Raw genomic sequence first — 19,309 nt, forward strand, 5'->3', positions numbered from 1 at the left:
ATCGTGAACAGGTTCAAAACTGCGGGATGGGCGGCGATCTTCTTGCTGAGTGGCGCAAGCGCGTGGGCCGGCGATTTCGACGGCAGCAAGCCGCTGCTGTGCGCAACGATCGAAGGCCATACGTGCGATCCCGGCTTGGCCTGCGAGCGCGAGTTGCCGGCGGATCTGGGCGCGCCGCGTTTCCTGTCCATCGATTTCAATAAAAAAATCATTTCGGGGCCCGTTCGCGCGTCGCCGATCGTTTCCATGAACAAAGGCCAGGGCCAGATTCTCATGCAAGGCACCGAGCTCGACTACGCATGGACCGTCGTGCTCGATACGAGCGACGGTGAGATCACGCTGACCCTGGCGAATCGCCATGATGCGCTGGTGTTATTCGGAGACTGCAAGGCGATGTAGTTTCGAGGAGTGTCCGATGAAACCCGCACTCGCCATTTATCGCGTCCTTCGGCAGCCGCCGCTCGCCTTGAAGTTGCGGCGCGGCGCAGCTGGGCCGGCGCGAGGCGCATTGCCCTTGATGGTCGTGGCGGCCGCGCTAGCGTTGTTCGGCGGCTGCAAGAAGCCTTCCGGCCCGCCGGCGCTCGGCGCCCCCGAGGTGACGGTCATGATCGTCACCGCACGCGACACTCCGGTCGACTTCGAATTCACCGCGCAGACCCAAAGCTCCCGCGAAGTCGAGATTCGCGCCCGCGTGGACGGCTTTCTCGACAAGCGGACCTACATCGAAGGCCAGACGGTGAAGACCGGCCAGACGATGTTTCTGATGGACCCCAAGCCGTTCGAGGCTGCCTTGCAGACGGCGAAGGGCGAACTGGCGCAGCAGCAGGCGAGGCTCACGGTAGCGAGGCGGAACCTCGCGCGGGTCAGGCCGCTTGCCGCACAGAACGCGTTGAGCCAGAAGGATCTCGACGACGCGGTCGGCAACGAGCAGCAGGCCGCCGCCGCGGTGATCTCCGCCCAAGGGCAAGTCCAGAGCGCGCAGCTCAACCTCGGCTACACGACGATCAAATCGCCGCTGAACGGCCTCGCGAGCTATGCGCGGCAGCAGGATGGCAGCTACGTCACGGCCACGGCCGCGGGGCTCCTGACGTACGTGTACCAGCTCGATCCCATGTGGGTGAACTTCAGCATCTCCGAGAACGAGCTGCTCCGCTATCAAGACCAGATTCGCGCCGGGAAATTGCGCTTTCCGCCGAACAGCGAGTTCGTCGTGACGGTCGTGCTCGCCGACGGGTCCGAATTTCCGGAGCGCGGCAGGATCAGCTTCTCCAATCCGGCGTTCAGCACCGAGACCGGGACGTTTCTCGTGAGGGCGGTGCTCGGCAACCCGAAGGGGCTGTTGCGCCCGGGGCAATTCGTGCGCGCGCGCGTGTCGGGCGCGACACGGCCCGATGCGATCCTGATTCCGCAGCGCGCGGTGCTGCAGGGCGCGCGAAGCCATTACGTGTGGGTCTTGGACAACGAGTCGAAGGCGCATCAGCGCGTGGTGGAGGTGGGCGACTGGAACGGCGAGAACTGGTTCATTACGGATGGCCTGAAATCCGGCGAGCGCGTCGTGGTGGACGGCGCAATTCGGGTCGCGCCCAACGCGCCGTTGAAAATCGTCGGCACGCTGGCTTCGACCGAAACAGCCGGCAAGACCGTCGTCGAGCAGGCGAACGCGACGGGCGCGGCGGCGCCGATCGAAGGGAAGCCGGCCAACGCCAAAGCATCCAGCGGTGCGGCGCAGTAAAGAGGAGAAAGAGGAGAGCCCATGAACATCTCCCATTACTGCATCGACCGGCCGATCTTCGCCTCGGTCATCTCCATCGTCATCACGCTCGGCGGCGCGTTGACGATGCTCGCGTTGCCGATCGCCCAGTATCCGGACGTCACGCCGCCGCAGGTGACGGTATCCGCCACCTACCCGGGCGCCAGTGCCGAGGTCGTGGCCAACAACGTGGCGGCGCCGATCGAGGAGCAGGTCAACGGTGCGGACAACATGATCTACATGTACTCGTCCAGCTCGTCCACCGGCAACGTGACGCTCAATGTCTTCTTCGAGATCGGCACCAATCCGGAACTCGCGCAGGTCGACGTGCAGAACCGCGTGAACCTCGCGCTGCCGCAATTGCCGCAGTCGGTGCAGGCCCAGGGCGTTCAGGTCCAGAAGAAATCGAACGCGTTCATGATGGTCATCGCGATCTATTCGCCGGAAGAGCGCTTCGATCCGACCTATATCGCCAACTACGCGAACATCTATGTGCTCGATTCGATCAAGCGTATCGGCGGCGCGAACCAGTCGTCGATCTTCGGCACGCCGGACTACGCGATGCGAATCTGGCTGAAACCGGATCGCATGGCGCAACTCGGCATTACGGCCGGCGACGTGCAGCGGGCGGTCGCCAACCAGAACCAGCAGTTCGCGGTGGGCAGCATCGGCCAGTCGCCGACCGGCAGTCCGGTCGAACAATCGTTTGCCGTGACGAGCCCCGGGCGTCTCGCCACGCCGGAGCAGTTCGACAACATCATCCTGCGCGCGGCGAGCAACGGCGCCGCGATCGTGCGTCTGAAGGACGTCGGCCGTGCCGAACTGGGGCAGAAGAGCTACGCGAACCGCAGCACCTTCCAGGGCAAGCCGGCAACGATCATCGCGGTCTATCAGCAGCCGGGTGCCAACGCGCTCGACGTCTCCAAGCAGGTGCGTGCGAGACTCGAGGAGCTGAAGAAGTCGTTTCCGCAGGGTCTCGACTACGAGATCGCGATGGACACGACCGATTTCACGCGGGCGTCGATTACAGACGTCGTGCACACGTTCTTCGAAGCGCTCGTGCTGGTCGTGATCGTCGTATTCGTGTTTCTGCAGAACCTGCGCGCCACGCTCACGCCGATTCTGGCGGTGCCCGTCTCCATTGTCGGCACCTCCATGTTCATGCTGCTACTTGGCTTTTCGATCAACATGCTGACCTTGTTCGGCATGGTGCTCGCCATCGGCATCGTGGTGGACGACGCGATCCTCGTGATCGAAAACGTCGAACGGAACATGAGCGTGCACAGGCTGGGCCCGAGGGATGCCGCGAAACGGGCCATGGACGAGATCTCCGGGCCGATCGTGGCAACGACGCTCGTCCTGTGCGCCGTGTTCGTGCCGGTGGGGTTTCTCGGCGGGATTACCGGACAGTTGTACAGGCAGTTCGCGCTCACGATTGCGATCTCGGTGGTGATCTCGGGGGTCGTGGCCCTGACGCTGTCGCCGGCCCTTGCCGCGTTGCTGCTCAAGAGCACGCATCACGAGAAGAAAGGCTTCTTCCTGTGGTTCGACAAGGTGTTGGCCCGGATGACGGTCAGCTACACGCGTGCGGTCCGGTTCGTCATCAAGCGCTTCGTGCCCGCCTTGTTGCTGTTCGCCGGCATGATCGTGCTTGCGGTGATGATGCTGAAGACCATTCCGGGCGCATTCCTGCCGCCCGAGGATCAGGGTTACTTGCTCGGGGCCGTGATCATGCCGGACGCCGCGAGCCTCGATCGAACGAGTGACGTAGGGCGGCGCGTCACCGACTATTTCATGAAGCAGGAGGCCGTGAGCAGCGTCGTGATGGTGAACGGCTACAGCCTGCTCGACAGCCAGAACAAGAACAATGCGGGCACGTTCTTCGTCGGGATGAAAGGTTTCGACGAGCGTTACAAGTTTTCGAACATCAAGACGCAGAATGCACGCGCGGTGCTGATCAAGGCGTATGAAGCGCTCTCCAAGATTCAGGAGGGCATCGTCATTCCGGTCAATCCGCCGTCGATACCGGGTCTCGGCACCACCGGCGGCACGGAGATGTGGATCGAAAGCCAGGGCGATGGCTCCATCGAGCAGCTTGCGAGCGTCGTGCAGGATTTCGTGCAGAAGGCCAAGGCGCGGCCCGAGCTGTCCGGCGTCACTTCGACCTTCAACGCTTCGTCGCAGCAGCTGCTCGCCGACGTCAACCGCGAACAGGCGGAGACGCTCGGCGTGCCGATCGACGAGGTGTACAGCGCGATGCAGACGATGTTCGGCTCGCTCTACGTCTCGCAGTTCAACCGCGACAGCCGCCTCTGGCAGGTCATCCTGCAAGCGGAGCCGCAATATCGGCTCACGCCGCGCGATCTCGATCAGATCTACGTGCGCAGCAGGACCAACAACATGGTGCCGATCAAGGCCGTGATGAACTACAAGTTCGTCACGGGCCCCGACCTGGTGACGCGCTTCAACAATTTCCCGGCCGTCAAGGTCACCGCCAACGCGGCGCCCGGCTACAGCTCGGGCCAGGTGATCAACGCGCTCGAGGAACTCGCCGAGCAGATGCCGCCCGGCTACGCGCCCGGCTGGAGCGGTGAAGCGTTCGAGGCACGCCAATCCGGCGGAACGTCGGGCCTCGTGTTTGGGTTCGGGATCGTCATGGTGTTCCTGATCCTCGCCGCGCAATACGAGAAGTGGTCGTTGCCGTTCGGCGTGCTGATGGCGGTGCCGTTCGCGCTGTTCGGCGCGCTGCTCGCGATCCTGCTGCGCGGGCTCAATAACGACGTCTACTTCCAGATCGGCTTGACGATGCTGGTTGCGCTCGCCGCGAAGAATGCGATCCTGATCTTCGAGTTCGCGGTGCTCAATCGCGAGACAGGCGCGTCGCCGCACGACGCCGCGCTGACCGCAGCCGAAGAGCGCCTGCGCCCGATCATCATGACTTCGCTCGCGTTCATCCTCGGCTGCGTGCCGCTCGCGATCGCGCTCGGCGCGTCGGCCAACAGCCGTCATTCGATCGGCACGGGCGTCATCGGCGGGATGCTGGGTGCGACGGCCATCGCCGTGTTCTTCATTCCGATGTTCTATTACCTGCTCGAATCGATGGCGTCGCGCTCGAAGCGCGGCAAAGAGACACCCGGCCCGGGCTCCGGCATGCCCGGCGAGGCGCCGCCGCCGGAGCCGGGTGGCCCCGGTTCGCCGCACGTCACGCCGTCCGCACGGCGCGAGGACGACTAGGATGAAACAGTCCCCACGCTGGCTTGCTTGGCATCAGACCGGAGTAAGCGCTGAAAGCGCCAACTCCGGATCGACACGTTCGCCGCCCCCCGAGGAGGCTGGTCGGTACGCTCGGGGCGGCCCGGCGCGTACTGACCGGCGCCGCGCCGCGCTCGTGCGCCTTCTCGCGCCTATCTTGCTGCTCGGGTTGAGCGGCTGCCTGCTCGGCCCCGACTACGTGCGGCCGAAGGTGGACGTGCCACCGTCGTTCCGCTTCGAGTACCGGGACGCATCGGACGTCGCCAACACCCTGTGGTGGGAGCAGTTCCAGGACCCCGTGCTGAACGAGCTGATCGAGACATCGCTCGCGAACAACCTGGACGTCAAGGCTGCGACGGCGCGCGTCGATGAATTTATCGGCCAGTTCGTGAGCACGCGTTCGGCGTTGTTTCCGCAAGTTAGCGCGGGGTTCGACGCATCTCGCCAGCGTGCTTCGAAGAGCGGTGCGGTGCCGCTGCCCGCTGGTGTCGGTCCGGTTTACAACCAGTTTCAGCCGAGCTTGTCGGCAGCCTGGGACATCGACTTGTTCGGCAAGGTGAGACGCGAGACCGAGGCTGCGCGTGCGAACCTGCTCGGCAGCGAACAGAGCCGCCGTGCGACGATCCTGACGCTCGTAGCCTCGGTTGCCTCGTCGTATATCGCGCTGCGCAGCCTCGACCGGCAGCTCGAAATCGCGCAAGACACGACCAAGAGCCGTGCCGAGTCCGTCCAGGTGTTCGAGCTGCGCTTCAAGGGCGGGCAGATGTCGCAAATGGAGCTCGCGCAGAGCCAGTCCGAATATGAGGCGGCGGCAGCGACGATTCCGCAGCTCGAAGCGCAGATCGCGCAAGCGGAGGACGCGCTATCCGTGCTGCTGGGCCGCAATCCGGAACCGATTCTGCGCGGCCGCGTGCTGGCCGGGCTGGGGACGCCAGCCGTGCCCGCAGGACTGCCGTCGGACCTGCTCGAACGCCGGCCCGACTTGCAGCAGGCCGAACAGAACCTGATCGCGCAGAATGCGTTGATCGGCGCGGCGCGCGCACTGTATTTCCCATCGATTTCGCTTACCGGGCTATTCGGTTCGCTCAGCTCGCGGTTTTCGAACCTCTTCACGGGACCCGCGAAAGTCTGGTCGTTCGCCGGCTCGGTCACGGTGCCGATCTTCACAGGCGGCAACATCACAGGGCAGGTTCGCCAGGCCGAAGCGCGGCAGCAGGAAGCGCTCTTCGCCTATGAAAAGGCCATTCAGGTTGCCTTCCAGCAGGTCGAGGACGCGCTGATCGCGCTTCAGAAGTCGCGCGAGCAACTGGATATCCAAGGCAAGCAAGTCGACGCGCTGCGCACCTACTTGCGGCTCGCGCGGATGCGATACGAAGGCGGCTATACGAGCTATATCGACGTGCTCGATGCCGAGCGCAGCCTGTTCAACGCTGAGCTGCAATACACGCAGACGCAGAGCACGACGCTCACGAGCCTCGTCGGGCTCTACATGGCCATGGGCGGGGGATGGGTCGTCCAGGCGGAGCGCATGATCGCGCCGCCGCCAGGCGGGCAGCCGGCGGCAGCGCACGAACCGGTCGCGGAGACGCAGTAATGAGCCGCGCCGATCTCATTGCCTGTCACGAATGCGATCTCCTGCAGCGCGAGGTCGCGGTGCCGCCCGGCGGCGTGCTGCGCTGCCGCCGCTGCCATGCCGAGCTATACCGGAACCGCCCCGCCGGTCTCGAGCGCTCGCTTGCTCTTTCGCTGGCGGCGGTCGTGCTGTTCGTCGTGTCCAACTTGTATCCGATCGTGGGCTTGTCGGTGAGCGGGACGGTTGTCGAAACGACGCTGCTAGGTGCCGTGGCCGTGCTCTATCGGGATGGCATGTGGCCCATCGCCGGACTCGTCTTCGCGACCACCTTTCTGATGCCCGTGGTGCAGACGCTGAGCATGCTCTGGATGCTGTTGCCGCTGCGGTTCGACCGCGTGCCCTGGAGCCCGGCTTTCGTGTTTCGCTTGAGTCATGTGGCCGCGCCGTGGGGCATGACCGAAGTGCTGATCCTCGGTTTGCTCGTGGCGCTGGTCAAGCTCGCGCACATTGCGAGTGTCGTGGTGGGCACCGCCCTCTGGTCGTTCGGTGCGCTGATGCTGATATTGGCAGCCGCCTGCGCGGCGTTCGATGCGCGGCAGGTGTGGTCGCGCATCGCCGCTGTGCAGGCGCGCGGCGGCGGTGCGTCGGGTGTGAGCGCACCATTACCCCGCGGCGCCGTCACGGCGGCGCAATGCGGTCTCGTGCTCTGCCATGACTGCGGGCTGCTCGCGCGCGCGAGCGCCCACGCCCACGCGCTCTCGTGCCCGCGTTGCGGCGCGGCCATGCACATGCGCAAGCCGGCGAGCTTCTCGCGCACCTGGGCGCTGCTGATCGCCGCCATGGTGTTGTACATCCCCGCGAACGTGCTGCCGGTGATGTACACGAGTTCGCTGTTCGGTGCCCAGAACGACACGATCCTGAGCGGGGTCGTCTACCTCTGGACTTCGGGTTCGTGGCCGCTTGCAGTCGTCGTCTTCATCGCGAGCATCGCGGTGCCGATGCTCAAGATCTTCGCCATTGCGTATCTGACGATCTCGACCCAGCTCGGCTCGCGCTGGCTACCGGAGCAGCGCACGCGCATCTACCGCGTGGTCGAGTTCGTCGGGCGCTGGTCGATGCTCGACATCTACGTCATCACGATGCTCGTCGCCCTGGTGCAGTTCCAGGCGCTGGCGACGATTCAGGCCGGCGGCGCGGCGATCGCATTCGGGGCGGTGGTCGTGCTGACCATGTTCGCGGCGATGACGTTCGACCCGCGCCTGATCTGGGACGCAGTGGAGCAAGATCATGCCAGGACCCGAGCAAAAGCCTGATGCCCCCGAGTTGCCCGAGGCGGTCGTCACCACGCGTTCGCGCTGGCGCATGCAGCTCGTGTGGCTCGTGCCGATCGTCGCACTGCTGATCGGCGGGTGGCTCGCGGTCAAAGCGGTCCTCGAGCAGGGGCCGACGATCACCATCAGCTTCAAGACCGGCGAAGGGCTGGAGGCGGGCAAGACGAAGATCAAGTTCAAGAACGTCGATGTCGGCGTCGTGAAGACCGTGACGCTGTCGCCCGACAGCAAGCATGTGGTGGCGACGGCCGACATCACCAAGGACGCGACGAAGCTGCTCCTCGACGACACGCGCTTCTGGGTCGTGCGCCCGCGCATTTCCGGGGGGACGGTCTCGGGTTTGAGCACGCTGTTGTCGGGTTCCTTCATCGGCATGGATGTCGGCGGCTCGGACAAAGCGCGCCGCGATTTCGTCGGCCTGGAGGTGCCGCCGGTTCTCTCGAGCGACGTGCCTGGCCGGGAGTTCGTGCTGAAGAGCGTCGATATGGGGTCGCTCGATGTCGGTTCGCCGATCTTTTATCGCCGTCTGCAGGTCGGGCAAATTGCCGGCTATCAGCTCGATGCAGACGGCAAGGGCGTGACGCTGCGGGCGTTCATCAACACGCCTTACGACAAGTTCGTGAAGCGCGATACGCGCTTCTGGCACGCGAGCGGCATCGACGTGACGCTGGACACCAACGGCGTGCGCGTGAACACGCAGTCGGTCGTGTCCGTCATGATCGGCGGTCTTGCCTTCGAAACGCCGGACGGCTCGCTCGCGCAGCCCGCGGCTGACGCGAATACGGCATTCACGCTGTTCGAGAACCAGACCGAGGCGCTGAAGCGGCACGACCGCATCGTCGAGCCGTATATGGTGGACTTCACGGAATCGGTGCGGGGCTTGGCCGTTGGGGCGCCGGTCGAATTTCGCGGCATCGTGGTCGGCGAAGTCACCGGCATCTATACGCGCTTCAATCCCGTGACCCGCCAGTTCAGTATTCCGGTCGAATTGAACCTCTTCCCGGAACGCTTCACTTCGCGCTATCAGACCGGTGAAAAGGGCGGACGTCTGACCGACCGGCCGCACGAGTTGGCGGACTTCCTGGTCGAGCACGGACTGCGTGCGCAGTTGAGAACGGGCAACCTGCTGACCGGGCAACTCTATGTCGCGCTCGACTTTTTCCCGGGCGCGGCGAAGGCGAAGGTGGACTGGGCCTCGAACCCGCCGGAGCTGCCCACCACGCCAGGTGCGTTGCAATCGTTGCAAGATTCCATGACGCACCTGATGGCAAGGCTGAACACGATTCCGTTCGAGACGATCGGCAAGAACGCGCAGGACACGCTCGCGAGCGCGAACGCGCTGCTCTTGCAGCTCGACTCCGAAGTGCTTCCGCAGGCCGGCGCCACGATGGCCGCGGCCCATGCCGCGCTCGATTCGGCCAACGACGCATTGCGGCCCGGTTCGGCGCTGCAGCAGAACACGAGCGACGCGATGCAGGAACTCGCGCGTACCGCCGCGGCCTTCCGAACGCTTGCCGACTATCTCGAGCGGCATCCGGAGGCGCTGATTCGCGGCAAGCCGGAGCCCCAGCCGTGAAACACGCCCTCTCGTTCCTTACGCTCATCTTGGCAGCGGGTGCGCTCGGCGGTTGCGGCAGCTCGCCGGTTGCCCGTTTTTACACGCTCAAACCCGATGCGACGTTGACGAGCGGGGAGTCTTCCATGCCGCTTCATGTCGTCGTCAACCCGGTCACGATTCCGGATCTCGTCGACCGTCCGCAGATCGTCACGCGGGTTGCGGGCAATCGGGTCTCGCTCGATGAATTCGACCGCTGGGCCGAGCCGCTGAAAAGCGATATCGCACGCGTGATCGCCGCAGACCTGGGTGCATTGCTTGGCTCGGAACACGTGAGCGTGTTCGACACCGGCGCCGATGTGCCGCCGGTATGGCGCGTGCGCGTAGACGTCATGCGCTTCGATTCGGCGCCAGGCGACGCTGTCACGGTTGAAGCGCAGTGGACGGTGTGGTCGCCGAAAAAGTCCGCGCCTGTCACGGGACGCTCGCTCGAACACGAATCCGTGCAGGGTCAGGGCTACGACGCCCTCGTCGCGGCTCACGATCGTGCGCTTGCGGCGGTGAGCCGCGATATCGAGTCGGCCATCCGCACGAGCCTGGCTCAATGAAATGGGGTTCTCGTCCCACGCGTGCCGCTACCCATAAATCGGTAGCAGCAGGAACAATTTGATGACGATCGCATTAGCGATATCGATGAAGAACGCGCCTACCATCGGCACGACCAGAAACGCCAGATGGGATGGGCCGAACCGCTCCGTGATGGCTTGCATGTTGGCGATCGCGGTCGGCGTGGCCCCGAGGCCGAACCCGCAATGCCCGGCGGCCAGTACCGCCGCATCGTAGTTACGGCCCATGGCCCGAAAGGTCACGAACATCGCATAGGCGGCCATTGCAATCGACTGTACGGCAAGGATCACGAGCAATGGCAGCGCAAGCGAGGCCAAGTCCCATAAGCGCAGGCTCATCAGCGCCATCGCGAGAAAAAGGCTGAGGCTGACGTTGCCCAGCGTCGACACGGCGAGTTCGGAAACCACGTACCAGCCCCGTATCGCAAGCACGTTGCGCAACACGACGCCGACGAACAGCACCCACACGAAGGCGGGCAGCTCCAACGCCGTGCCATTCGACCAAGACGCGAGCGCCGAGCCGACGGCAAGACAAACCGCCATCAAGGCGAGGGTTTCGATGATGGCGTCCGCCGTGACCGGGCGAACCGCTTTGGGTTGCTCGAAACCGGTTGCGTCTGCGGCGTCATCGGACTTGGGCTTCGGGACCAGACGATAGTGCGTGATCAGGACACGCGCGACCGGCCCGCCGATCAATCCGCCTAGTATCAGGCCAAAGGTGGCGCAAGCGATGGCGATCTCCGTCGCCGCCGCGAGCCCGTGGCGTTCGGCGAACACCTTGGCCCACGCGGCGCCCGTGCCATGGCCGCCCGAGAGCGTGACCGATGCGCCGAGCAAGCCGAGAATGCGTTCTTGTCCCAACACCGAGGCGAGGACGATACCGAGCGCATCCTGCACGACGAGCAAGCCTGCGACGACACCGAGAAAGACGACCATTGCCCGCCCGCCGGATTTCAGCGCCGTCAGATCGGCGTTCAGACCGATGGTGGCGAAGAAAGCGAACATCAGCGGGGTTTGCAGGGCGGTGTCGAAGCGCACCTCGATGTGTGAGAGGCTGCGCAGCGCAAAGACCAGCAACGCGAAGAGCAGCCCGCCTACCACCGGCTCGGGGATGCTGTAGGTGCGCAGGATTGGTGTCCGGGCAAGGATCCGCCGCCCGAGCAGCAGCACGAGGCATGCCGCCATCAGTGTTTCCAGCTCGTCGAGGCTCACGATGTTCTTCCCCAGCTTATGGTTCGACGGGGCGGCTGTGCGGCGAGGTTGTAGTGGAGCGCCCGGGGGCGAACCTGAGCAGCAGATAGCCTGTGATCCCCGAAAGCAACGAGCCTGCAATCACGCCCAGGCGGATCGGCGTGAAATATTCCGGTCCTTCGAACGCAAGGGAGCCGATGAACAAGCTCATGGTGAAGCCGACGCCGCACAGCGCGGCAGCGCCGGCCAACTGCGGCCAGCTCGCGCCGGCAGGAAGTTTGCCGAGCCCGAGCGCGATCAGCGCGGCACTGGCTCCGCAGACGCCGACGAATTTCCCGACGAAAAGACCGGCGGCGATGCCGAGCGGCAGCGGCTCTGAGAGAGCGGCAAGCGTGATGCCGGCGAACGAGACGCCGGCATTGGCGAACGCGAAGACCGGCAAGACCGCGAACGCCACCCACGGATGGAGGTGGTGTTCGAGCCGGTGCAGGGGAGCGTGTCCTTCGGCATCGGTTGTCTTGAGCGGCACGGCGAAAGCGGCGGCAACCCCGGCGAGCGTTGCGTGGACGCCGGACTTCAGAACGAACACCCACAAGATCACGCCGATGATCATGTAAGGTGCGATCCGCGTGACTTTGAAGCGGTTCAAGGCCACCAGCAGCGCAATGGAAATGGCGGCGAGAATCAGCATCGAAAGCGAAAGTTCAGCGGTGTAAAACAGCGCAATGATGACGATCGCGCCCAAATCGTCGGCGATCGCCACGGCTGTCAGGAATATTTTGAGCGACACCGGGACTCGGTCGCCGAGCAATGACAGAACGCCGAGCGCGAAGGCGATGTCGGTGGCGGTGGGAATGGCCCAGCCGTTCAACGCCGCGCCGCCTGCGCGGTTGATGGCGTAAAACACCAGCGCGGGAACCAGCATCCCGCCCAATCCTGCAACGACCGGCAGCACGACTTGAGCGGGCGTGGACAGCTCGCCTTCGATGACCTCGCGCTTGACCTCCAGGCCGATGAGGAGAAAGAAGATCGCCATCAGGCCGTCGTTGATCCACAGTAAAAGCGGCTTCGCGAGGGCGAATGATCCGACGCGAACCTCCACGGGAATCTTCAGCAGTTCGTCGTAAGCGACGCGAAGCGGTGTGTTGCTGCAGATCAACGCGAGCGCGGCCGTTGCTGCAAGCAGCAAACCACCCGCCGACTCCAGTCTGAGGAAGTCGGAAATGCTGTCGGTCGTCTTGCGAATCGCGTTGCCGATCACCATACCCGTTCCGTTGTTTGCGCATTCGCTCAGGAAGGACTTGGCCAATACCGGAAAATGTATCGAGCAGGGCGCAGAGACTCTGCCGCAAATCGCGATCTGTCATGCGGGAGTGCTGCGAGTGCCGGGAGTGACGAAGTCGGCACTTGACGAGGACGGAGCGCCAGGCGAGAGACTTGGTTCGATTTTGTCACGCGGCCTGGCAGAAGCAATAAGACCTTGGTCCGATGCTTCTCGGCCGGCGCGGGGTTGGCACCCACCCCAAATACCACCCGATGTCCACGTGTCCAGCCGGGCCTCAGGCGAAAGAAAAAGCCCCGTAAGGCTTTGACCTTACGGGGCTTTTCGGAATACTGCGGCGGATGCCGGAACAACTGTTGGTGCCCAGGGCCGGACTCGAACCGGCACGCCTTGCGGCGGGGGATTTTGAGTCCCCTGCGTCTACCTGTTTCACCACCTGGGCTTGCCTGCCGAAGCAAGATAGGAGCGCACTCAAGCGCATTGCATCGGCGGAAAGCGGCGATTATGGCCGAAAACGCCGGAACGGGCAAGCCATCCGAGCGCCCAACCTCACTGGCTCACATACACAAAAGCGCCATTTTTGATCTCGCCCATCACGCTGGCCCGCTGATCGAGCCCTACGTGATCCTTCTGGCTCGTATTGACCACGCCGTTCGGCCCGACGAGTTCGTGCGCTTTTTCCAGCTCCTCACGCAACGCCACGCGGAACGCCTCGGTGCCTGGCTGTGCCCGCCTCAGTGCCCGCGTCACGGCGTCGTCGAGACGCGGATAGGCGCCCGCCGCATCGCCGGCGAACTGCGTCACCGTACCCGGCCCGTAGCGCTTCTCGTAGTCCTCGACGAACTTGAGTGCGGCCTTTTTCGCCGGATGATCGGCCGGCAGCGTGCGTGCGACGACGACAGGCTGCGTCGGGAACAGCGTACCTTCCACGTCCTTGCCGCCGAGCTTGACGAATTCGGGCGTCGCGATGCCGTGCGTCTGGTAGATCGGCCCCTTGAAGCCGCGCTCGACCAGCGTACGCTGCGGCAGTACGGCCGGCGTGCCGGCGCCGGCCACGAGCATCGCGTCGGGCTTGGCCGCCATGAGGCGCAGTACTTGCCCCGTCACGCTCGCGTCGGTGCGGTTGAAGCGCTCGGTCGCCACGATCTTGATGTGACGCAGCTGCGCGAACTTCGAGAATTCGCCCAGCCAGCTCTCGCCGTAGCTGTCGGCAAAGCCGATGAAACCGACCGTCTTCACGCCGTGGTTGGCCATGTAGCGCGTCATCACGTCGGCCATCGCGCCGTCGGTCTGCGCCATCTTGAACGCCCACACGCGCTTGCCTTCCTGCGGCTCCACGGCGGCGGCCGAGCCGATCAGCGTGATCATCGGCGTCTTCGACTCGGCCACGACATCGAGCGCCGCGAGCGCGGCCGGCGTGATGTTGGGGCCGACGATCGCGTCGACGTGGTCCTCGGCGACGAACCGGCGGATGTTGCGCACGGCCGTGCCGGGATCGGAGCCGTCGTCGAGCACGATGTACTGCGCTTTCTGTCCCGCGATCGTGTTCGGCCACATCAGCATCGCATTCTTGCTCGTGATGCCGATCGTGGCGGCCGGGCCCGTCGTCGACAGGTCGATGCCGATCTTGATGTCGGCATGCGCCGAAGCCGCCAGGGTGAGCGTCGCAGCGGCGAGCGCGCGGCGCGGAAGGTCGGACAACGCCATGCAATGGTTTCCGTAGTGTGGGGCGGCGAGGGTCAGAGCTCGTAGCTTTCGTGCTCGCCCTTCAGCGCCTGCTCGATCAGCTTGCGCGTGAGGGTCGGCGAGAGCAGCTCGACGAGCGTGTACACATAGCTGCGCAAGTACGCACCGTGCTTGAGCGCGACGCGCGTGAGGTTGCTGCCGAACAGGTGCCCGACCGGCATCGCGCGCAGATTGCGGTCGCGCTCGGCGTTGAACGCGATGTCGGCCATGATGCCCACGCCAAGACCGAGCTCGACGTAGGTCTTGATCACGTCCGCATCGATCGCCTCGAGCACGATGTCCGGCGTCAGATTGCGCAGATGAAACGCCTGATCGATCTTGGTCCGGCCCGCGAACGCGTTGTCGTACGTGATCAGCGGATATTGAGCCAGATCCTCGAGTGAGAGCAGCTTGCGCTCGAGCAGCGGGTGATCGGCCGGCATCACCGCCACGTGGTGCCATTGGAAGCACGGCAGCGAGACCAGATCCTTGTAGCTGGCAATGGCTTCGGTCGCGATGGCGAGGTCCGCCTGGTCGTGCAGCACCAGCTCGGCCACCTGCGTCGGGCTGCCTTGCAGGATCGACAGATGCACTTTCGGAAAGCGCTTCTTGAATTCGGCGATGGCGCCCGGCAGCGAGTAGCGCGCCTGCGTATGCGTCGCGGCGATGACCAGGTTGCCCTGGTCCTGCGCGGCGAAGTCCTTGCCGACCCGTTTGAGGCTTTCCACCTCCTGAAGAATGCGCTCGACCGACGCCAGGATGATGCGCCCCGGTTCGGTCAGCGAGCGCACGCGCTTGCCGTGCCGCGTGAAGATCTCGACGCCGAGCTCGTCCTCGAGCTCGATGATCGCCTTGGACACGCCGGGCTGCGAGGTGTAGAGGGCTTTGGCCGCTTCTGTCAGATTGAAGTTCTGGCGCACGGCCTCACGGACGAAGCGGAACTGGTGCAGATTCATTTATAACCCTTTCGCATATAGAAAGAATTTTTTAGTCGTTTGAAATATAAGGGCAGTTTATTACGATCAACCCAGTTTTTTCAATATGCATAGTTGTCTCCGTCATTAGCAATGAACGGAACAGTCCGAGCCGATGGCGGTCCGCAAGCATCGATGGCGATTCGGACGTCGCGCAGCCTGGATGCAGCGCGACATCAACCTGGGGTCCCCGAATGTATCAATACGATCAGTACGACCAGACCATCGTCGACGAACGCGTTGCGCAATATCGCGACCAGGTCCGCCGCCGTCTGTCGGGCGAATTGAGCGAAGAAGAGTTCCGCCCGCTGCGTCTTCAGAACGGCCTGTACATGCAACGGCATGCCTACATGCACCGCATCGCGATTCCGTACGGCAACCTGCGGAGCCGCCAGCTGCGGATGCTGGCCCGCATCGCGCGCGAACACGATCGCGGCTACGGCCACTTCTCGACGCGCTCGAACATGCAGTTCAACTGGATCAAGCTCGAGGAGACACCCGAGATCCTCGCCAAGCTCGCGTCGGTGCAGATGCACGCGATCCAGACTTCGGGCAACTGCATCCGCAACATTACTGCCGATCAATTCGCGGGCGTGGCGCCCGACGAAATCGTGGATCCGCGTCCCTGGGCAGAGATTCTGCGCCAATGGTCGACGTTCCATCCCGAATTCGCCTGGCTGCCGCGCAAGTTCAAGATCGCCGTGTCGGGCTCGAAGGAAGACCGCGCGGCCGTGCAGATTCATGACCTTGGCGTGTACCTGTCGAAGAACGAGGCGGGCGAAGTCGTCTGCGCGATTCTGGCAGGCGGCGGCCTCGGCCGCACGCCGATCATCGGCTCGGTGATCCGCGAGAATCTGCCGTGGCAGCATCTGCTGACCTATTGCGAGGCGGTGCTGCGCGTCTACAACCGCTACGGTCGCCGCGACAACCTGTTCAAGGCGCGCATCAAGATCCTCGTGAAGGCGCTGGGCGCGGACAAGTTCTCGCAGCAGGTCGAAGAGGAATGGCAGCATCTGAAGGACGGTCCCTCGACGCTCACGCAGGCCGAATACGACCGCATCGCGCAGTACTTCGCGCCGCCCTCGTATGCGAAGCTGTCCGACACCGATGCGTCGTTCGAAACGCATCTGCTCGAAAACCGCGCGTTCGCGCGCTGGGTCGAGCGCAGCGTGCGTCCGCACAAGGTCCCCGGCTATGCGGCCGTGACGCTCTCGCTGAAGCCGACGGTCGCGGCTCCCGGCGATGCCACGGACGTGCAGATGGAAGCCGTCGCGGACTGGGCCGACGAATACTCGCTCGGCGAAATCCGCGTGTCGCACGAACAAAACCTCATCCTTGCGAACGTCGAGAAGCGCAACCTGTTCGCGTTGTGGGAACGTGCCAAGCAACATGGCTTCGCGACGCCGAACGTCGGCCTGCTGACCGACATCATCGCGTGCCCCGGCGGCGATTTCTGCTCGCTGGCCAATGCGAAGTCGATTCCGATCGCGCAGGCCATCCAGCATCGCTTCGACGACCTGGACTACGTGTACGACCTCGGCGAGCTGTCGCTGAACATTTCGGGCTGCATGAACTCGTGCGGGCATCACCACGTCGGCAACATCGGTATTCTCGGCGTCGATAAGGACGGCTCCGAGTGGTATCAGGTGTCGCTCGGCGGCGAGCAGGGCAACGGCGCCGACGGCGCACGCCTGGGCCGCGTGATCGGCCCCTCGTTCTCGGCTGAGGAAATGCCCGACGTCGTGGCCAAGGTGATCGATACGTTCGTCGAAAACCGCATCGACGGCGAGCGCTTCATCGACACCTACAATCGCCTCGGTATCGCGCCGTTCAAGGAGCGCGTGTACGCGTCGCGGCAGCCCGCACACGCGTGATGCGCACACGAGACGCAAGGAACCTTCGCAGATGACTTCGATTATCAAGAACCGCTCGGTCGTTACCGATGATTGGCACGTCGTGCGTGCGGGCGAGGACGGCACGCTGCCCGATGTTGCCGCGCTGCCCGCCGGCCGCGTGCTGGTGCCGTTCGCCCTGTGGAACAACGAAAGCGTGCGCGAGGCGCTCGTAGCCTCGCGCGGCAAGGACGCGCTCGGCGTGTGGCTGGCCCCTGACGACGAACCGGCCGATCTGGCGGGGCACTTCGACCGGATCTCGCTGATCGGCGTCGACTTCCCGGTGTTCCGCGATGGCCGCGGCTACAGCATTGCGCGCCTGCTGCGCGAGCGCTATGGCTGGCGCGGCGAACTGCGCGCGATCGGTGACGTGCTGCACGATCAGCTCAACTACATGGCGCGCTGCGGCTTCGATGCGTTCGCCGTGCGGGCCGACAAGGACATTCACGACGCGCTGCGCGCGTTCGCGGAGCTGTCGGTGCAGTACCAGGGGGCGGTCGACAATCCGCTGCCGCTGTTTCGCCGTCGCGGCGCGCAAGCCGGGGAGGCGCGGGCATGAGCGCGAGCACGCAAGTTGCCGACGCCGCACTGGCCGCGAAGATCGAGCGCCTGAACGCGCTGATCGACACGATCGCCACCCGCCATCAGAAGGTCAAGCTCGCGAGCAGCCTGGCGGCCGAGGATATGTTGCTCACGCACGCGATCCTCTCGCGCGGCGCACGAATCGGCATCTTTTCGCTGAACACGGGGCGCCTGCATGCGGAGACGGTCGGCATGATCGATCGCGTGCGCGAGCGCTACGGCTACGAGATCGAGCAATTCCATCCGCAGCCCGAAGCGGTTCAGGCCTACGTGACCGAGCACGGTCTCAATGCGTTCTATGAGAGCGTCGAGCTGCGCAAGCGCTGCTGCGAGATTCGCAAGGTGGAGCCGCTCAATCGCGCGCTCGCCGACGTCGAGGCGTGGGTGACGGGGCAGCGCCGCGAGCAGTCGGTCACGCGGGCCGAACTCCACGAACAAGAGCAGGACACGGCTCGTAACATCGGGAAATACAACCCGCTTGCGGATTGGAGCGAGGCCGACGTTTGGGCCTACCTGAAGATGTACGATGTTCCGGTCAATCCGCTGCATGCGCGCGGCTATCCGAGCATCGGCTGCGAGCCGTGCACGCGCGCCATTCGCCCCGGTGAGGATAGCCGGGCCGGCCGCTGGTGGTGGGAGTCGCGCGACTCGAAAGAGTGCGGCTTGCACATTGCGCCGATCCAAATTCGACCCGGCGCCGCCAAGGCGACGGTGTAACCGCAGTATTCCGAAGTATCCGAGAGCCGCGGGCGTCGAGCGAGACGCTTGCTGCAAACGATAGGAACCGATACACATGAGCACGATTCTCGAATCCTCCGTGACGACACCGCTGACAGTGACGGCAAGCCGCATGGACCACCTCGACTGGTTAGAGGCGGAATCGATCTACATTCTGCGCGAGCTCGTGGCCGAATGCGCGAAGCCGGCGCTGCTGTTTTCCGGCGGCAAGGATTCGGTCGTCGTGCTGCATCTGGCGTTGAAGGCGTTCGGCCTGGGCGCAAACCGCAAGACGGCGCTGCCGTTCCCGCTCGTGCACATCGACACGGGCCACAACTACGACGAGGTCATCGACTTTCGCGACCGCCGCGCCGCCGAGATCGGCGCGCAGCTCGTGGTGGGCCACGTCGAGGATTCGATCAAGCGCGGCACCGTGCGCCTGCGCCGCGAGACCGACTCGCGCAACGCCGCGCAAGCGGTCACGCTGCTCGAGACGATCGACGCGCACGGCTTCACGGCGATGATCGGCGGGGCGCGCCGCGACGAGGAGAAGGCGCGCGCCAAGGAGCGCATCTTCTCGTTCCGCGACGAGTTCGGCCAATGGGACCCGAAGGCGCAGCGGCCTGAGCTGTGGAGCCTGTACAACGCGCGCCTGCACGCGGGCGAGCACCTGCGCGTGTTCCCGATCTCGAACTGGACCGAGCTGGACGTGTGGCAGTACATCGCACGCGAGCAGCTCGAGCTGCCGTCGATTTACTACGCGCACGAGCGCGAGATCGTGCGCCGCAACGGCCTGCTCGTGCCGGTGACGCCGCTCACGCCGATGCGCGAAGGCGAGCGCAGCGAGACGGCGCTCGTG

15 protein-coding genes and 1 tRNA gene are annotated in these 19,309 nt (G+C 64.5%); 11 read left to right on the forward strand and 5 right to left on the reverse strand.

The features are described from left to right. Positions 1–3 precede the first annotated feature (3 nt). The 7 genes from D7S89_RS25505 to D7S89_RS25535 all read left to right on the forward strand — a co-directional run bounded on the left by D7S89_RS25505 (position 4) and on the right by D7S89_RS25535 (position 10,069). Positions 4–399: a hypothetical protein gene (locus tag D7S89_RS25505; protein ID WP_121281657.1), complete on the forward strand. Its 396-nt coding sequence runs from the start codon at positions 4–6 to the stop codon at positions 397–399. A gap of 118 nt (positions 400–517) precedes the next feature. Then, positions 518–1,732: an efflux RND transporter periplasmic adaptor subunit gene (locus D7S89_RS25510; protein ID WP_220702207.1), complete on the forward strand. Its 1,215-nt coding sequence runs from the start codon at positions 518–520 to the stop codon at positions 1,730–1,732. 21 nt (positions 1,733–1,753) lie between these two features. Continuing rightward, complete coding sequence (locus tag D7S89_RS25515) at positions 1,754–4,984, forward strand: efflux RND transporter permease subunit (protein WP_121281658.1); 3,231 nt, start codon at positions 1,754–1,756, stop codon at positions 4,982–4,984. A gap of 175 nt (positions 4,985–5,159) precedes the next feature. Then, positions 5,160–6,596, forward strand: a complete 1,437-nt coding sequence (locus D7S89_RS25520; protein WP_245983272.1) for an efflux transporter outer membrane subunit — start codon at positions 5,160–5,162, stop codon at positions 6,594–6,596. Continuing rightward, on the forward strand, positions 6,596–7,888 hold the full coding sequence (locus D7S89_RS25525; RefSeq protein WP_121281660.1) for a paraquat-inducible protein A: 1,293 nt from the start codon (positions 6,596–6,598) through the stop codon (positions 7,886–7,888). Before D7S89_RS25520 ends, D7S89_RS25525 begins: the two co-directional genes overlap by 1 nt. After that, positions 7,863–9,482: a PqiB family protein gene (locus D7S89_RS25530; RefSeq protein ID WP_121281661.1), complete on the forward strand. Its 1,620-nt coding sequence runs from the start codon at positions 7,863–7,865 to the stop codon at positions 9,480–9,482. Before D7S89_RS25525 ends, D7S89_RS25530 begins: the two co-directional genes overlap by 26 nt. Continuing rightward, a complete protein-coding gene (locus D7S89_RS25535) occupies positions 9,479–10,069 on the forward strand; it encodes a PqiC family protein (protein WP_121281662.1) in 591 nt (196 codons plus the stop codon). Before D7S89_RS25530 ends, D7S89_RS25535 begins: the two co-directional genes overlap by 4 nt. Positions 10,070–10,096: 27 nt before the next feature. Here the strand turns inward: D7S89_RS25535 and gltS are convergent, their stop codons facing one another. The 5 genes from gltS to D7S89_RS25560 form a co-directional block, all read right to left on the reverse strand. Next, positions 10,097–11,302, reverse strand: coding sequence for a sodium/glutamate symporter (gene gltS / locus D7S89_RS25540; RefSeq protein ID WP_121281681.1), 1,206 nt, complete (start codon positions 11,300–11,302; stop codon positions 10,097–10,099). A 13-nt stretch (positions 11,303–11,315) separates the two neighbouring features. After that, the gene (gene nhaA, locus D7S89_RS25545) at positions 11,316–12,542 is read right to left on the reverse strand and encodes a Na+/H+ antiporter NhaA (RefSeq protein ID WP_121281663.1); all 1,227 of its coding nucleotides are present in this window, start codon (positions 12,540–12,542) and stop codon (positions 11,316–11,318) included. Between the two features lie 375 nt (positions 12,543–12,917). Then, positions 12,918–13,002 (reverse strand) — tRNA-Leu (locus D7S89_RS25550). A gap of 107 nt (positions 13,003–13,109) precedes the next feature. Next, entirely contained in the window at positions 13,110–14,267 is a 1,158-nt protein-coding gene (locus D7S89_RS25555; protein ID WP_121281664.1) for an ABC transporter substrate-binding protein, read from the reverse strand. A 32-nt stretch (positions 14,268–14,299) separates the two neighbouring features. After that, positions 14,300–15,241 carry a CysB family HTH-type transcriptional regulator gene (locus tag D7S89_RS25560; RefSeq protein ID WP_121281665.1) on the reverse strand — a complete coding sequence of 314 codons (942 nt, stop codon included), beginning with the start codon at positions 15,239–15,241 and terminating at the stop codon, positions 14,300–14,302. A 212-nt stretch (positions 15,242–15,453) separates the two neighbouring features. On the opposite strand from D7S89_RS25560, the gene D7S89_RS25565 reads away from it, so the two are divergent. The 4 genes from D7S89_RS25565 to cysD all read left to right on the forward strand — a co-directional run. After that, positions 15,454–17,133, forward strand: coding sequence for a nitrite/sulfite reductase (locus tag D7S89_RS25565; protein WP_121281666.1), 1,680 nt, complete (start codon positions 15,454–15,456; stop codon positions 17,131–17,133). 31 nt (positions 17,134–17,164) lie between these two features. After that, complete coding sequence (locus D7S89_RS25570) at positions 17,165–17,710, forward strand: DUF934 domain-containing protein (RefSeq protein WP_121281667.1); 546 nt, start codon at positions 17,165–17,167, stop codon at positions 17,708–17,710. Then, positions 17,707–18,450 carry a phosphoadenylyl-sulfate reductase gene (locus D7S89_RS25575; RefSeq protein ID WP_121281668.1) on the forward strand — a complete coding sequence of 248 codons (744 nt, stop codon included), beginning with the start codon at positions 17,707–17,709 and terminating at the stop codon, positions 18,448–18,450. The genes D7S89_RS25570 and D7S89_RS25575 overlap by 4 nt, the downstream gene beginning before the upstream one ends. Before the next feature lie 76 nt (positions 18,451–18,526). Continuing rightward, positions 18,527–19,309: sulfate adenylyltransferase subunit CysD (gene cysD / locus D7S89_RS25580; RefSeq protein WP_121281669.1), on the forward strand; the 783-nt coding region annotated here is incomplete at its 3' end.

Source organism: Trinickia fusca (genome assembly GCF_003628145.1).
In the GTDB taxonomy this organism is placed as follows: domain Bacteria; phylum Pseudomonadota; class Gammaproteobacteria; order Burkholderiales; family Burkholderiaceae; genus Trinickia; species Trinickia fusca.